The organism is Sphingobacterium sp. Mn56C (assembly GCF_049319645.1).
Lineage (GTDB): Bacteria > Bacteroidota > Bacteroidia > Sphingobacteriales > Sphingobacteriaceae > Sphingobacterium.
Genome location: NZ_JBMOUC010000006.1, coordinates 46,067 through 62,220, shown reverse-complemented (window position 1 = coordinate 62,220; position 16,154 = coordinate 46,067). Strand labels below are relative to the sequence as shown.

Sequence of the window (16,154 nt, the reverse complement as noted above, 5' to 3'; positions counted from 1 at the left end):
AGTGTTCGAAAGAGGCCCTTTTATAAAGCCTGTAATAATAGCGTTGCTCCGTCACTAACGATATGTTCTCCAGCCTTCAAGCCAGATTCGATAATAGACATGTCATTGTGCGTGCCGTCGGTTGTAACGATTCGTTTTTTAAATTTTTTATCGCCCACCTGCACAAACACATACTGCGTATTATCTTTCTGCATAATGGCTTTTGTTGGTATTAACAGCGTATTTTTAGGCTGGCTCCCGAAGATAGAAGACACATACATTCCGGGGCGCAATACCCGCTTATTATTTTCACAGGCTACGAGCACCTCCACACTACGGGTATCCTCATCGACGTTCTCGTTAATATGGAAAATCTGACCTTTAATTTGTTCATTCGGAAATGCCGGCACCTGTATTTGCACCTCCAAGAGGCCAGCAAGTCGTGGCAGATCCTTTTCTTTAACCTGCCCTGCGATCCAAACCTTAGAAAGTTCGGCAACGACAGCTAAAGCATCCGCATCCTCTTTGACATATTGGCCGATTACAATATTGTTGGTTACAATCTCCCCAGCTATGGGCGAGCGGATAATCAGCGGTTGCCCCAGTTGCACCTGCTTCGGGTCAACCTGAAATATTTTTAAGGCCGCACTGGCATTAGATAAAGCCGCTTTTTGCATTTGAAAAAGCGTTTCCGCTTCCTCCAGCTCCCGCTGCACCCCAACACCATGCTTGATCAGGTCCTGTTGTCGGCGCCAGTTAAGTTCAGCCTGTTTATACTCCTGTTGTGCATCGGCATACTCTTTCTGTGCGGCGAAATAAGCTGGCGAGCTCATCTCAAAAATCGGCGTTCCGATTTGCACCGTCTGTCCAAGTTTTATAAAGGAGCGTAAGACACGCCCCGCAAAGGGAGGTGCAATTTCCGCATAGCTATTCGGTATAGTTTTGACAATACCTGCCGTTACCAACTGTTGCGAGAAAGACTTCTCTTCTACCGGGTGTACATGTATCTTAGATACGATAGGACTACTATCGGCGAGGGTAATAATGCTATCCTTAAACGTATACGAGGGGATCTCTGTTTCTGGCGCTGGCGCATGGCAGGAGCATACTAAAACCAGTAGCGCTGTTGCACATGCAAAAAGCTGTCGAATTTGTTGTTTGTAGATTTTGTTATTCATAATAAAAATATTAATAATATCAGCTGCAGCCAGCAGGCTGTAAGCAGTAAACCAAGGTCTGTTTATCAAAAAATAGCAACCCCAGCTGTTGCCGATCTAATAGGCTGGGGTTACCATGCTGTTGGTGCATTTATAGCCAAGTATGGAACCGTTTTATAAACCAGTTTTTCACCCCTTGTGTCATCCAGCAATAGCCCACGAGAATAGCAACTAACCAAGGGAAAAATGCCAGCGGAAGAGGTTCCATTTTCAATGCTGCCGCAAAGGGTGAAAACGGAATCAAGATGCCGATCAGCATAATGAGCGAGGTTAACGCCAGCACCGGAGCGGCGGCCCAGCTCTGTACAAAAGGTATTTTACGGGTACGTATCATATGTATAATTAAGGTCTGTGATAGCAAGCCCTCCACAAACCAACCCGTTTGGAACAGCGCCTGATGCTCTACCGTATTTGCTTTGAATACAAAGTACAAGAGCGCAAAGGTTGCAAAGTCGAAAATGGAGCTTATGGGGCCTATGTATAACATGAATCGCGATACCGAAGAAGCATCCCATTTTTTAGGTTTGGCCAGGAATTCCTCATCCATTTTATCCCAAGGTATAGCGATTTGTGAGATATCATACAATAAATTCTGTATTAAAAGATGTACCGGTAACATCGGTAAGAAAGGCAAAAATGCACTCGCCCCCAACATGCTAAACATGTTTCCAAAATTGCTGCTGGCCGTCATTTTAATATATTTTATAATATTACCGAAAGTTCTACGGCCATAAATCACGCCCTTACGCAGCACCATAAGATCCTTCTCCAGCAGAATAATATCCGCACTCTCTTTAGCGATATCTACAGCTGTATCTACACTAATGCCGACATCAGAAGCTTTTAGCGCTGCAGCATCGTTTATGCCATCGCCCATAAACCCTACGGTATGGCCCTTACTGCGTAAGGCCTCCACTACGCGAACTTTTTGCAGCGGATTGAGTTTGGCAAATACCGATACACGGTCGATGCAGTTTAAGAGTTCTTCTTCCGACATATGCTCCAGCTCGTTGCCGTTTACGATGTCCTGCACCGGAATACCCACATCATTACATATCTTCTGCGTTACAATTTCATTGTCGCCGGTAACCACCTTAATACCCACGCCAAGATTTTGCAGCGCTTGTATAGCGGGTTTTGCCGAAGGTTTTGCAGGATCTAAGAAACCAATAAACCCCGTTAAGGTAAGGTTATTTTCATCAGCCAGACTGTAGGTAAGCGGGTGAGCCGCATCAAACTCACGTATTGCCACGATTAAAACACGGAGACCCTCAGCGTTCATTTTTTTTGAGGTATCCAATACAATCTGGCGCATACGGTCGTCCATTTTTACCGTTTGATCGTTTTCAAGATGAACATAGCGGTTTTCTCCAGGCAAAAAGCTACTACTACAAAGCTCAAGCATTTCTTCCACGGCACCTTTACAGATCAGCAAATGTTTGCCATTCTGCATTTTTAAGATTACCGACATTCGGCGACGTTCAAAATCGAATGGTATTTCATCCACCTTAATATACTTCTCATCAACTTTCAGGTAGTCGTCGAGTTCAAAATGCTCTAATACCGCTTTGTCCATCAAGTTTTTTAATCCTGTTTGATGAAAACTATTAAGATACGCCCATTTTAGTACCTCATCATCCTCCTGTCCGAAAACATTAAGGTGCTTCTCCAAAACAATTTTATCTAAGGTTAACGTTCCTGTTTTATCGGTACATAAGATATCCATAGCACCAATATTTTGAATGGAATTCAGTCGCTTTACGATTACCTTACGTTTACTCATATTTACAGCGCCCTTGGCTAAATTAGCCGTAACAATCATAGGCAACATTTCCGGCGTTAGTCCTACCGTCACTGCAATAGCAAAAAGCAAAGCTTCGAGCCAATCCTGTTTCAGCAGCCCATTTACCAAAAAGATAATCGGCACCATAACCAACATATAGCGGATTAATAGGTAACTGATTTTATTGATCCCCTTATCGAAATTTGTTTCCGGACGATCTTTGGTAATACTTTTGCTGATATTGCCAAAATAAGTGTCGTTACCTGTCGCGATAACAATAGCGGTAGCAGATCCAGAAACGACATTGGTACCCATAAAGCAAAGGTTGTTCAGCGCCAGCGGTTGCAGGTTATCCGTATCGCGCAAGGGCAAGAACGATTTTTCTACAGGCAGGGCTTCACCGGTAAGCATACTCTCGCTGATAAATAAATCCTTGCTATGTAATACCCGGCAGTCGGCAGGAACCATATCTCCTGCCGACAAGAAGATGGTATCCCCGGGAACAAGCTCGGCAATAGGCAGCTCCATTTTACCTTTGGATTTGCGCTGTACGGTAGCGGTAGTTTTTACCATACCTTTTAATTTTTCGGCCGCACGGTTGCTACGATACTCCTGTGTAAAACGAAGTAGCGCACTAACTAATACCATTATAGATACCACCATTACCGTTTTATAATCCCGTTCCTCCGCTGTTACCAAGGCGACATCCAGCATAAAGGAAATAACAGCAATCGTTAAAAGGATAAATATAAAAGGGTTTACAAAAGCCTGTAAAAGCTGCATATACCAGCTAGATGCCTTTTGGTATTGCACCTCATTGGGGCCATATTTTTGCCTGCGATCTTGGGCAGTCCATTCCGATAGTCCCTCTTCATTACTTTCCAAAAGGGCGTAGGTCAATCTTTTGTCAAGCTTGGCCACATTACGTAATTTTGTTACGTTAGCATCATTTACACCCGAACTGATGCTGTTGTGAAATGGGTTTTTGATATTTTTTCTTAACCTCAACATAAGATCAATATTTTTAAGTTTGCGATCCAGCTTTCTTGGTAATACTTGGTTTTTTTACATTTCCGACTGCGTAGCGACAATTTCCCAGCTAACCTTAGTAACATTTTCATCTAAAGTTAGTCTGCTAGCTATACGTTCAATCAGACTATCTTGAGGAGACACACTCTTTATCAACGCAGAAATGGTCACTTGTGTTTTATCTAAGTTATCGTCGCTCGCTAAAGACTGCAGTAAAATTTTGTCCTCTACCTCCAACATATGTAATAATGACACCCGAATATGGTTTTCGACCTCTATTTTACATACTAATACTAAGCGGTAATCTGTGGCGGCATTCGTCTTGTCGAATGTTTGCTGATGGATATAGGTGCCCAAAGGGCGCAGAATAAAATGCGTAAATGTTATGAAACCTGTAAGGATAAAAGCCTCTTGAAAAAGCCCCATTCCCGATAGGGCGCCGACAGCTGCGGAGCACCAAATTGTTGCTGCAGTATTTAAGCCTTTCACAGAGGGGCCATCTTTCATAATAACACCAGCACCTAAAAAGCCTATACCACTAACAATATAGGAAGCAATGCGGCCGGTGGCATCTCCAGCGATACGTATAGACAATAGCATAAATGCTGCCGAGCCAATGCACACCAAAGTATTGGTTCGTAGGCCGGCACTTTTTTGGCGCCACTGCCGTTCAAAGCCAACACAGCCTCCCAAAAGCAGGGCGACAAGCAGGCGGAGAGTGAAGTCTAAAGTCGTCATTGTTGTATATCCGTTAAAATGATATACAAAGGTCTTCTTTAAAAGATGTAAAGGGCGTTAGAGCGCAGGTAGAAAAATATTAGAAAAACGTTAGAGCACCATTATAGATGCGGTAAGCGTAACAGGAAAGCGGTAAGCCCGGCACCCGATTCCAGGGATATTGCACCCTGATGCAGCTCTATAATACGTTTGGTAAGCGAGAGGCCAATACCATTGCCGTCGGCAAAGTTTTTGTTTTCGCCACGGTAAAAAGGGGTGAAAATATAAGGAATATCAGCCGCAGGAATGCCGATGCCACGATCTTCAAACCGAAGGATCAGGTTCCGATCAGCTTTAGAGACAAAGAGCTCAGACTGGTGGTTAGCCGAAAATTTACAACCATTTTCAAAGAGATTTACAAAAGCCACTTTTAGCAGATAAGCATTGCCATGCACCATCATATCATTTTCATCTTCGATGTTTTCGTCAACGTGAAGTCTAATATTGTAGCTTGCATTAGCATACAGTACCTGTTGGCGTGCATCGAGCAATACCTCATCAATGCGCAGAGGCTTAAAAACAATTTCCGAGGCATCATAATTTGCTTTGGCCATATCCAATAAGCTATTGATAAGCTTTACAATGCGTTGCGCATCCTGCAAGGCATGATGAATGGCCGATTTGTACTCCATAATATTTCGCTCCTTGCTACCTGTTAATTCAAGTTCTGTAATTATTGCGGCAAGGGGAGTACGCAGTTCATGGGAAATATTGGAGACGAAATGTTTCTGCGCCTCAAAAGAATCTTCCAGGCGGACTAGCATATCATTAAAGGTATTCGCCAATTGGGACAGCTCGTCTTGGCTATCTTTACTTTTTAAGCGTAAGTGTAATTGATTGGCGGAAATTTCTTTGGCCCGATCAATCATATCACTCACAGGAGATAACGCTTTTTGTGCAAAAAACCTACCCATAAAAAAGATAAACAATACAGCGCCAAAAAATACCAAAATACAGTTGCGTAGCAGGTTATTCAGTTTCGTATAACCATACTGGTCATATGCTGCTGCCGTAAGTATATAAGTACTATTGTCGTACGTATAAAGCGTACCGACAACCTGCCAATCCTTCAGATAAAAATGTATCTCTTTATTTTTAAAGATATCCTGAATCATACTGCGGTTTTCTTTGACCATATCGATGTCTACGGCATCGTGGTAAAGAAGCTCAAAATTGGTGTTATAAATGGCTACCTCGACCTCATTTAATATCTGTCGGTTGGAGTGATAAATATCCTGTAATGTTTTCTCATCCACCTTGCCGTTTAGAAATACCTTGGCTTTGGTAAAAGCTTCGCGTTTTAGCAGTTCATAAAACTCGTTCTCCCGATCCTTCCTTGCTGAAAAATAAATTATAGAGGCGAATAACAGCAAAATAAGCGCTGTAATTAAAGTGAATAATAGCGTTAAACGAGTTCTGATTTTCATCCTGCCTATTCCGTCTTTTCTGCTTTTAATATAAAACCCATGCCCGATTTGGTATGGATAAGTTTTGTATCGAAGTTTTTATCAACTTTATTGCGTAAATAGTTGATATACACATTCATAAAGTTTGTTCCGGTATCAAAATGCGTATCCCAGACCTTCTCGGCTATTTCTACACGCGATAATACACGTTCCGGATTTAACATCAAATATTCTAAAAGCTTAAATTCTTTCGGGGTTAAATTAATCTCCTGCGCACCTCTTTTTACAATTTTTGTATGCAAGTTCATCTCCAAGTCTGCATAACGCAGGATAAAACCTGTCGTATGTGCCCCCTTGGCATTGCGTTTTAATAGCGCCCGAATGCGCACTAACAACTCGCGCATTTCAAAGGGTTTAACCATATAATCATCCGCTCCAGCATCGAAGCCATCCACCTTGTCGTCGGTGGTACCCAATGCCGTCAGCATAATTATAGGTAAATCTGGCTTGGTTAACCTAACCTCTCTACACAAATCAATACCATCGATCTTAGGCAAAATAATATCGGTAATCATAAGATCAAAGTCCTGCTGAAGGCTGAGTTTTTTTGCCGACAAGCCATCATAGGCTAAAACAACGGTAAAGCCCTGCTCTTCCAGCCCGCGCTGAATTAATTCGGAAACCCTGGTATCATCTTCTACTACCAATATTATCATTATTCTATGCTACAGCTGTTTAAGTATTACAAATTACGGGAATTTATTTTAGAATTCAGGGTAACGTCGTTACGCTAGCAGGGTGAAATTTTAGAGGTCAACAAAGACGCCTACAAGCCGCCCCTATGCCACAGGTATATATGGCCTTAAGCCTTTAATTCGCCGGGCGAGATGCCATAGTATTTTTTAAATGCAGAAGAGAAGTTATTTTGATGGCCAAAACCCGTCAGTAAGGCCACTTCGTATACAGATAACTTATCTTCCAATAAATACGTACGGGCTTTTTCCATCCGCACGCGCGTCAGGTAATCATGTATGGTCACCGAAAAATACTCCTTAAAATCCTTACGTAATTTACTCTCACTCATTAACACCTCGGCAGCGAGTTCCTTTTGTGTTGGAGGGTTCGCGATACGTTGTTCTAAAATCTGCCGTGATAATTCCAGTTTTTCTATATCCTCATCGTTAAATAACGTATGGTTATTCAAATGCCTATCGTTGTACTGTTCAAACTGATACATCAATAACTCCACCACGCGAGACTCTGTATGTAGCCGGCGAATTTCCCCGGTCTTTTTAGACTCAATTAATTCGGAAATGGTATGCTGCATTTCGTAAGTTGCCATTTGCTCCTCCTGCGAAAAAGATACATATTCCCCTTTCTCAATCTCCTCCACAAAATGCTTATGTAATACCGAATCTCTCTTAATAAGATTTAGGTAGTAATCTTTAGATATTACGGCAATAAAGTATGTATATTCAATCCCCGGTTTTACCTCATGTATGGATTTTACGGAAGGGATATAACGGATGTTATGGCGACTCATACCATAGGGAAGCTTGCTGTCTACCGCTTTAAAAAATATAAATTGGCTGGTAATGGCTTCCCCCTCGACCTCGGTATGTATATGTACCGGCCGATCAAAAGACATTTTGCTATGTAAGATAAACAAACCCGAGGTAGATAATTGAAAATTAACCATCTTTATTGGCGTACGGTTTATTTCCAAGCGGTTCTCTACCAAAGGTTTTTCAGGGATATAACTATCCGGAATATCCTCAATAAAAAGCCATTCGTCTAATTCTTGTATTTTACTTTTTATCCGCATAATAATTCTTTAAGCGTACCGCAGTACACTAAAGGTAGTGTTTTTTATGGCACAAAACCCATCTATTTAAAATGTCTCTAAATAAGGGTAAGTTTAGGCCTTACCAAAGCCTCCCACTGTTGCAATTCAGGCTCCCCAGGTTTTCGTTTCCCAAAAAGCTGTACAACCAAGTTATTGTCCCTATCAAAGAGCTCTATGCTATGCACATCCCCATCAGTTGTGGGTTTTGAAACCACCCATACCGAAGATATACACTCTGCACTAAGTTCGAAGGTAAAGTCCTCATCCTTAATTATATATTTGTGACCCTGATCTATAATATTCTCAATAACTCCCGTATGAATCTGTATGGCCCCGCTGTTGTACACAAATATCATTATCGGCAATTTTTGGTTTACACAATTACGAAGAATATCTTTGAAAGCAAAAAGATCGCATTTTTGTGCGCGACGGATGTCAGCCGCATGTAAAGCCTGAATTCTGCTCAAATTATAGCTATTAATTAACGCTTGAAAAGCATGCGTATCGTGCAAGGCCTCCCAATCCTGCTGAAATACTTTTTGCTGCGTTTCCGAATCAAAGGTAGGGGCCCTAGGCGTTTTCGCCTCTTCTTTAGCAAAACTAAAGGTCCCTTTCTCTACCGATCCGAATTCTTTTTTTAGCTGCTCAAAAACTTCAAAGTCACTACCCTGCATCAGCAATTCTATGGCATGGATCTCCTGTCCGAATTTGTCAAAAATAAGAATCGATCTTTCGGTTTTCTCTTCCACCAGGAAAGCCACATGCCACTGTTTCGTAAAAAATCGTAAATCGATACGATCACCTAAAAACAGATGCACATTTTCGTGCCCTTTAACCTCAGGAAAAATACCATATTTTGTGTGTATGCAGCTTTTATTCTTTGTTCTTACCCTTACCGTTCCCAATAGCGGCAGGAAGGGGAACAAGCGTTCGAAATCTATAGCCATGGGTGTTACTAGTTTTTCGGTATCCAACAACCAAGTTTCGGCTTCTGAAATTTCCAGCGCTAAAGCGATATCATGGATCTTTAAATGCGGGAGGTTATGCTTCAAACTTTTGTACCGCTGAAGGAGGCTATGCTCTATTTCCGATGCTGCGTAGGAATGCTGTGCTGAAGTAATATCCATGGGCATTTCCTCTAAGCGTACATAAGGTCTTAAGGTTTTGGCATTTATTTCCACTGCCGTTTCCACCGTAAATACGGCATATAAATCCCGGGTGTTTAATACCTCAATCGGAGTACCATCGAAAAGCTTTCTCCCATTTTTAAGCATCAGAATACGGTCGGCATACGTTGCGGCAAAATTTACATCATGAATAACCAAAACCACCATAAACCCCTTTCTGGCAAGCGCTTTGGCTATCGCCATAACTTTCTGTTGGTAATATAAGTCTAAGGCAGAAATAGGTTCATCCAATAATAAAAGGCTATCCGGATTATCCCATATCTGAGCCAATACCCGTGCCAATTGTACACGTTGTTGCTCGCCTCCGGAAAGGCTTAAAATATTACGATCCTGAAAAGTATGTACTCCGCAAACCTCCATAACCTCCGCAACGATGGCATAATCGTTTGCTGTAGGCGACGCTTTGTAATGCGGATATCGGCCCATCAGCACAATTTCCTTTACAGTAAAGGCTAAAGTCATCTGCTGCTGCTGACACAACATGGCTCTAGATTTCGAAAGCTCCCGAAGGTCGTATTCCTCCAAAGGCTTCCCCTTTAGCGTAATAGCGCCAGACGTAGGCTTCTTTTCGCCACAGAGTAGGCTCATTAAGGTAGATTTGCCGGCACCATTGGCGCCCAGTAAAGCCAAAATCTCGCCTTTACGCACCTGAAAGGAAACGTCGCGCAGCAATTTGCGCCCCTTTACTTCGTAGGTTATTTTTTCAATACGCAGCATCTATTTGTCTTTTATTAAAATATATAAAAATACCGGTGTTCCGAGTAATGCTGTAATCACACCAATAGGCAGTTCAATGGGCGCCACCGCAGTACGCGCAATAACATCAGCCAAGGTAAGCACCAAAGCCCCCATGAGTAAGGAAGCCAGTAATACATAACGGTGCTCGACACCCGCCAATAAGCGCACAATATGGGGGACCAGCAGCCCTACAAAGCCTATAATACCCGAAACGGAAACCGACGCGCCCACCGCCAATGTAGATAATATTACCACGGAGCGCTTTACTACATCCGTACGCGTGCCCAACAAGTCGGCTTGCATTTCGCCCAATGCAAAGGCATTGAGAGATTTACCAAAAAACGGCAGCGCGATAAGGGGGAGAAGGATAAAAGGTGCTACGGCAATAGTATTCTCCCAGGTTGCTCCGCCCAAGCTGCCCAACATCCAGAAAGTAATGGTACGCAGTTGCTGTTCGGTCGCCATATAAGTCATCAATCCTGTTAAAGCCGCGGCAAAGGCATTGATTGCGATTCCGGCGAGCAGCATTGTCGTAACCGACGTACGGCCATCTTTTTTAGCAATTTGGTACACCAAAAAAGCCGTCAGTCCGGCACCAAAGAAAGCCCCAAATGCAAGGAGATAATACCCTAACCATTGGCCTATACCCACAAAAAGTAAGCTTTCAAAGGCAATAATCAATACGGCAAATAAAGATGCTCCTGAGGATATACCGATAAGGCCCGGTTCGGCCAATGGATTTCTAAAGATCCCCTGTATGGCCGCTCCAGATATCCCTAAAGCAGCACCCACCAATAAACCCAACAATACCCTAGGCATGCGGATTATAAAGAGAACATCCTCCTGGAGGGCTAAGTCTGGATGTACCGTAATAAAACCAACTTTGTACAACAACAGTTTAGCAACATTACCCACAGGAATATAGAACGCTCCTAAACCTAAAGCAAAGAGTATAACTAAAATTAAGGCCAGTAAAAGGGCTATAATTACGATTTTCTGTTTTTTATCCACGTTAAAGTTTTAATCAATAGGAAAATGCAGTACGGTATATAGAAAACTATTCAAAAAAAGCCTTCTGTAATTCTATAATAGCTTCTGGTAAGCGGGTACTAAAATTCACGAGCAGAGAAGGGTTCATAGTAACTATACGTTTATTTTTTCCGGCTTCGGTAAGCCTTACACCCGGCATTTTTAATATAGCCTCTAAGCCGCCTAAACTGCTGGCACCAAAATCGAACATCAGAATAATATCCGGATTGGCCTGCACCAGAGCTTCCGTAGTGTAGGGTTTGAATTCTGAAAACTCCTGGATTGCATTTTTGCCTCCGGCAAGAGTTATCATGGCATCTAAGCTACTTCCTTTACCGGCCACACTCATGGTGCCGGTACCCCGCGCATAAATAAACAATACCTTCGGTGTTTTTTTGTTTTTCAATTCCTCTTTAACGACTGTGGAGACATTCGCTAAACTTAGCTTCGTGCGGTTTACGACCGTTTTTCCCAGGGCTGAAACTTCCAAGGCATCGGCTATATCCTGTATAAATTTTAAGGCCCCTTTTTCTGAATAGTCTTGCTTAATCGCGTAAAACTTTACACCCGACTGGCGTATTTGTTGAATAACCGCATGGGGCACATCACCTTGTGGCGCCAACACGATGGTGGGTTTAAAGGTTAGTATGCCTTCGGCAGATACCGATCTGTTTTTGCTGACACGCGGAAGGTTGGCAGCAGCTTTCGGAGACACAGAGGTCACATCTGTAGCCAGCATGTGGTCGCCAAGACCTAAGCCATAAATTGTCTCTGTAATTGCGCTACCTAAGCTTATAATACGTTGTTCCTGTGCATGGCTGATTGTCGTAAATAGGGTAGCCATCAGCAGCATTAGCGAATTTATTATCTTCTTTTTCATGTGTCCTGTATCCTTTATTTGTTGCCGATTTAGGAACGTAATACTAAAGTTTGACGTCGCAACGGCCTGCGTTTTAAATTACAAAGCAAATCAATAATGAGTCTAAATACAAATAATATAACATTTTAATATACTATACGGCAGCGCTATAATTTTAATTAATATATTGTAATTCAGCGCTTTGTTTTGTATTTTATGTTGTTTATCATTAAATGCATATCACTTTGAATAGAACTTTTGACATTTTTCATATAGTTTTTATGGAAGGTATTTCCGTTTTTTGTACTACTATTTAGACTGAATAAAAATAAAATAACATTGGATAAGGGACTTGATAAAATTTCGTACAGCTTGGTTCTCCTGCTTATGCTTTTTGGCAGTGGCGTATATGCGCAACAAAGGCGACAGCTTTCTGGCGGCATTCTAGATAGTCTGCGAAGACCCATACCTGACGCTACGGTAACACTTTATCCGGACAATAAGGTTTTTAAAACCGATAAAAATGGGGTATTCTCTTTTCAAAATTTATACGAGGGCACCTACCAGCTTGTTGTTTCGGCGGTAGGTTATTACAAACAGGAGCAGGATGTTACCCTGGAGGGTAAAAATATAAGAAAAGATATCACCTTAATTAAGGAAAACAATCAGATTGAAGCCGTCGGTGTTACAGCGAAGATACGTGCTGTAGACAACCTATTGCAGGCCGAGCAGGCTGCTATGCCCGTAAAAGTTATTACCCGTAGGGAAATAGAACTGATGGGCAGTCGGCGTTTGGATGAGGTAATGAAAGAGCAGACAGGGGTGGCTGTGGTAAATGATATTGCTGGCGGATCGCGCGCAATTGGCGTTCAGATACAGGGGTTCAGTAGTAATTATGTTATGGTTTTGGTCGATGGGCAACCCATGTTAGGGCGCAATAACGGAAATTTCGACCTCTCTCGTATTTCGGTAACGAATATCGAGCGTATAGAAATTATTAAAGGCGCATCCTCCTGTTTATATGGTTCGGATGCCTTAGGAGGCGCTATTAATATTATTACCCGGCATGGCGCTGTAGTACCTCAGGCAATGGCCTCTGTATTGTATGGCAATCTGAATATTGTGGATGCCACAGTAGAGGCAGAAACACCCTTCGCTAACCAACGTGGGTCGATGGTGGTATCGGGGAATTATTATCGCACAGACGGTTTTAATACGGATAAGAAGTACATGACCTTAGGAACCACAGTTGCACCGTACGACAATTACAGTTTTCAGGGAAGGCTGCGCTACCGTACCAGTAAAAACGGTACTTTAGGCGCAACGTTCCGGTATGCTGAGCGAAACTCTACCATGCTCAATGGCTGGTCTCAAGATTTACTTATTAAGAATACACAACGCGATCAGGATTTAAATCTGTCGGCCAGTTATGACCATCAGTTTAATGCGAATGTTCGCAGCATGAGCCGCTATTATTTTACCCGTTTTCAGAATACTATGGATGCCCAATGGGTAAAACAAGGAGCACTGGCGGGGGCAGATCAATTCGGGCAGCAGGTACATCGTGTGGAGCAACAGTTGGCCTATACAGCACTGCCGACCCTTAAGTTTGTCGGTGGCTTGGGGGGAAGCATCGAACAGATGGATGATAAGCAGCTGGATGGTACAAAATCATTACAGTCTGCATTTGCGTATTTGCAGACCGAATGGAAAGCAAGCGAGCAGCTTAATACTACCTTGGGGTTACGCTATGACTATACCAATGTCTATGCTGGGCGCTTGAGCCCGAGTGTAGGCTTGCAGTATGCGCTGCTTCCAACGCTTACCTTAAAAGCGGGGTCGGGTATGGGCTTTAAAGCGCCGGATTATAAAATGCGCTATCAGGTGTTTTATAATGCTGCGGCCAATTATATGGTTGTAGGCAGCGACCGTGTACGTGAGGTTATAAATGCCTTAGACCAACAGGGAGAACTTAGTTATGTGAATAGGTATATGCTTAATCTCGCCGCCAATAACCTGAAAGCCGAAAAAAGCTGGTCCAATAATATCGGCTTTATTTGGGAGCCTACACGGAAATCTAGAACGGAATTTTCCGTTTTCTATCATCGTATAAACAACCAAATCAATAATGTTTCGGTAGGTAATGGCACCAGCATCAATCAAATTTATACCTATCGGAATCTTCCTAAGGCGATGAATACAGGCTTTGAGGTTTCGACGAGCTATCAAGTAACTAGAGATATTGAAGTTTCTGCAGGATACCAGTACCTCATTGCAAAAGATTTAAGTGTATTGGATAGTATTCGTTCGGGAAAATACCCCTACAACCAAACTATTAATAACCCCATAACAGGGGAATCGCGCCCCCCTAAGCCTTCAGATTATTGGGGTATCGAGGATCGCTCCAGGCATATGTTGAACCTTAAGGTATTGTATACCTATCGCCCCTTGGATATGAATATTAATTTACGGGCAAATATTCGAGGTAAATATGCATTTCAAGAGACTTCAGGAAATCAATTTATCGATAAGTACGACGCCTTTGTGCCGGCACATACCCTGTTGAATTTAACGGTTGAAAAGGCTTTTTGGAACCGTAAATTGACCGTTAGACTTATTGCGGATAATCTACTGAATTTTACACATATGTATATGCTGGGACAACCAGGGCGTGTTATTTTGGGTGGTTTAAGTTATAGATGGATAAAAAATTAAACCGCAGACTTTCAAAATTTAGGTCTGCATAATATTATAAACGATGACGACAATAAAAATGATAATCAACGAATTTAAAGCCTTCCTTCCCTTACGGCGATTCGGCGGCTGTATGATGGCCGGTTTACTTTGTGCAAGCCTAGTAGCCTGCGGAAAAGATGATACAGATACTAAGGTAAGCTTAGAAGATGGTAAAAGTACGGTTATATACGACCTGGCGGGCGATACGGAAGCCTCTATGGGGTCGGATGTGGAGGGCAAGGAAAAGCGCGCTGCTCACATTTTCTTATTCCGTTTTAAGGATAGAAAACAGATATGGATACGTAATGCAAGCGATTCGGCACAGTGGCTGAAATCGGCAGATTGGGATATCGCCTTTACCGGTCCGTATAACTCCGAGATATTTGTCAATAACGCCCAAAAAACGGGTAACCCTGGTTTTGGTGGTGCCGCAAAAAATACAGGGGTAGTACTGTTGAAGCAAGCCTATCAAAATGTGCAATCTGCGCCTGCTGATACGGAGTTTGCAAACTCGGATTTAAATAAAATCGGATGGGCAGCAACGGAATTATCTACCGGATGGTTTCAATACAGCATGAATACTCATATTATGCAGGCCTTGCCGAACCGCAGCTATATCATCCGACTGCCAGATGGCAAATACGCAAAATTGCAATTAATAAATGCCTATAAAGGCAACCCTCCGGCGGTAACAAATATGAATTGGCCAGCCCCATATTTTACATTCCGCTATTTTGTGCAGCAGGATGGCAGTAAAGATTTAAAAACAAATTAATAATCACACATAAATTAAAAATTAATAAACCATGAAAATTAACACATTAGCGGCCGTAGCGTTAGCTTTAACAATATCCTTCGGGACACTATCTTGCAGTAAAGATAAAGACAATGATAATCAAGAGGTCGTAGTTCCAGAATACAATGCGAAGGTGAAAGTTAAAGATGGCGAAACGGTAGATTTAATTAAGGTTTCGGTGAGCAAAGATGTGCAAGGTACCCTAACACGTATCGGTAACCGTTATAAATTGCGCGAATTTAGACAGGGCGTATTAAACGATAATAAAACAGCTGTAGGTACACCAAATGCATCTTTTTATTATGATTTCAAAGAAAATGACGGTACCACTAATGATGGGGCATTAAGCTTGGCAGGAGCAGGTAGAAATTATATTATGCAAGCGAACCTAAGCAAAGGTTACAAATTGGCTTTTATCGATAAAAGTTTTGATCAGGTTACAGCTACAGATTCGTTTACGGAGGCAGCAGAAGGTAAACTAGGGTTAAATAGTGCGACAACAGCGGGTTGGATAACTTATTCCGGGAATCCAAACCATCAACTGATTCCGGTTGCCAACCGTACTTTTATTATTTTAAAAGATAATAAACCTCAATTTAAATTTGTTGTCAATAGTACATATTCCAACGAAAAACCGGAGAAAGAGGTGCAACCAACAAACTATTACTTTTACTCTATCGATTACCAAGAGTTTAAATAGGTTGTTCCTATTATAGAGTACAGCACAATACCCAGGATTACAGGTATTGTGCTGTATATTTAGGTGCATCTT

Annotated in this window: 12 protein-coding genes; 3 read left to right on the top strand and 9 right to left on the bottom strand. The window is 42.2% G+C overall.

Annotated elements, in window-relative coordinates:
• Positions 1-20 precede the first annotated feature (20 nt).
• The 9 genes from ACL9RF_RS14195 to ACL9RF_RS14155 all read right to left on the bottom strand — a co-directional run bounded on the left by ACL9RF_RS14195 (position 21) and on the right by ACL9RF_RS14155 (position 11,871).
• Positions 21-1,157 (bottom strand): efflux RND transporter periplasmic adaptor subunit, encoded by a 1,137-nt coding sequence (locus ACL9RF_RS14195; RefSeq protein WP_422801294.1) that lies wholly within the window; start codon positions 1,155-1,157, stop codon positions 21-23.
• A gap of 130 nt (positions 1,158-1,287) precedes the next feature.
• The gene (mgtA, locus tag ACL9RF_RS14190) at positions 1,288-3,990 is read right to left on the bottom strand and encodes a magnesium-translocating P-type ATPase (RefSeq protein WP_422801293.1); all 2,703 of its coding nucleotides are present in this window, start codon (positions 3,988-3,990) and stop codon (positions 1,288-1,290) included.
• A gap of 54 nt (positions 3,991-4,044) precedes the next feature.
• A complete protein-coding gene (locus tag ACL9RF_RS14185; protein WP_422801292.1) occupies positions 4,045-4,746 on the bottom strand; it encodes an MgtC/SapB family protein in 702 nt (233 codons plus the stop codon).
• Between the two features lie 101 nt (positions 4,747-4,847).
• Positions 4,848-6,212, bottom strand: coding sequence for an ATP-binding protein (locus ACL9RF_RS14180; RefSeq protein WP_422801291.1), 1,365 nt, complete (start codon positions 6,210-6,212; stop codon positions 4,848-4,850).
• Positions 6,213-6,217: 5 nt separating this feature from the next.
• Positions 6,218-6,907: a response regulator transcription factor gene (locus ACL9RF_RS14175; protein WP_422801290.1), complete on the bottom strand. Its 690-nt coding sequence runs from the start codon at positions 6,905-6,907 to the stop codon at positions 6,218-6,220.
• Between the two features lie 146 nt (positions 6,908-7,053).
• Positions 7,054-8,016, bottom strand: a complete 963-nt coding sequence (locus tag ACL9RF_RS14170) for a helix-turn-helix transcriptional regulator (RefSeq protein WP_422801289.1) — start codon at positions 8,014-8,016, stop codon at positions 7,054-7,056.
• 77 nt (positions 8,017-8,093) lie between these two features.
• Entirely contained in the window at positions 8,094-9,941 is a 1,848-nt protein-coding gene (locus ACL9RF_RS14165; protein WP_422801288.1) for a heme ABC transporter ATP-binding protein, read from the bottom strand.
• Positions 9,942-10,973, bottom strand: coding sequence for a FecCD family ABC transporter permease (locus ACL9RF_RS14160; protein ID WP_422801287.1), 1,032 nt, complete (start codon positions 10,971-10,973; stop codon positions 9,942-9,944).
• Between the two features lie 46 nt (positions 10,974-11,019).
• Positions 11,020-11,871 (bottom strand): heme/hemin ABC transporter substrate-binding protein, encoded by an 852-nt coding sequence (locus ACL9RF_RS14155; RefSeq protein WP_422801286.1) that lies wholly within the window; start codon positions 11,869-11,871, stop codon positions 11,020-11,022.
• 318 nt (positions 11,872-12,189) lie between these two features.
• Here ACL9RF_RS14155 and ACL9RF_RS14150 point away from each other — a divergent pair, with 318 nt between their 5' ends.
• Genes ACL9RF_RS14150 through ACL9RF_RS14140 form a run of 3 tightly spaced genes read left to right on the top strand, consistent with a single transcriptional unit; the run spans position 12,190 to position 16,082 of the window.
• Positions 12,190-14,565, top strand: a complete 2,376-nt coding sequence (locus ACL9RF_RS14150; protein ID WP_422801285.1) for a TonB-dependent receptor — start codon at positions 12,190-12,192, stop codon at positions 14,563-14,565.
• Positions 14,566-14,608: 43 nt separating this feature from the next.
• Positions 14,609-15,361 carry an HmuY family protein gene (locus ACL9RF_RS14145; protein WP_422801284.1) on the top strand — a complete coding sequence of 251 codons (753 nt, stop codon included), beginning with the start codon at positions 14,609-14,611 and terminating at the stop codon, positions 15,359-15,361.
• Between the two features lie 31 nt (positions 15,362-15,392).
• Positions 15,393-16,082 (top strand): hypothetical protein, encoded by a 690-nt coding sequence (locus ACL9RF_RS14140; protein WP_422801283.1) that lies wholly within the window; start codon positions 15,393-15,395, stop codon positions 16,080-16,082.
• Positions 16,083-16,154 lie beyond the last annotated feature (72 nt).

Excerpts from the sequence above, each read along its gene's own strand:
- ACL9RF_RS14195 (WP_422801294.1), bottom strand. The coding sequence starts at position 1,157 with ATGAATAACAAAATCTACAAACAACAAATTCGACAGCTTTTTGCATGT.
- mgtA (WP_422801293.1), bottom strand. The coding sequence starts at position 3,990 with ATGTTGAGGTTAAGAAAAAATATCAAAAACCCATTTCACAACAGCATC.
- ACL9RF_RS14185 (WP_422801292.1), bottom strand. The coding sequence starts at position 4,746 with ATGACGACTTTAGACTTCACTCTCCGCCTGCTTGTCGCCCTGCTTTTG.
- ACL9RF_RS14180 (WP_422801291.1), bottom strand. The coding sequence starts at position 6,212 with ATGAAAATCAGAACTCGTTTAACGCTATTATTCACTTTAATTACAGCG.
- ACL9RF_RS14175 (WP_422801290.1), bottom strand. The coding sequence starts at position 6,907 with ATGATAATATTGGTAGTAGAAGATGATACCAGGGTTTCCGAATTAATT.
- ACL9RF_RS14170 (WP_422801289.1), bottom strand. The coding sequence starts at position 8,016 with ATGCGGATAAAAAGTAAAATACAAGAATTAGACGAATGGCTTTTTATT.
- ACL9RF_RS14165 (WP_422801288.1), bottom strand. The coding sequence starts at position 9,941 with ATGCTGCGTATTGAAAAAATAACCTACGAAGTAAAGGGGCGCAAATTG.
- ACL9RF_RS14155 (WP_422801286.1), bottom strand. The coding sequence starts at position 11,871 with ATGAAAAAGAAGATAATAAATTCGCTAATGCTGCTGATGGCTACCCTA.
- ACL9RF_RS14145 (WP_422801284.1), top strand. The coding sequence starts at position 14,609 with ATGACGACAATAAAAATGATAATCAACGAATTTAAAGCCTTCCTTCCC.
- ACL9RF_RS14140 (WP_422801283.1), top strand. The coding sequence starts at position 15,393 with ATGAAAATTAACACATTAGCGGCCGTAGCGTTAGCTTTAACAATATCC.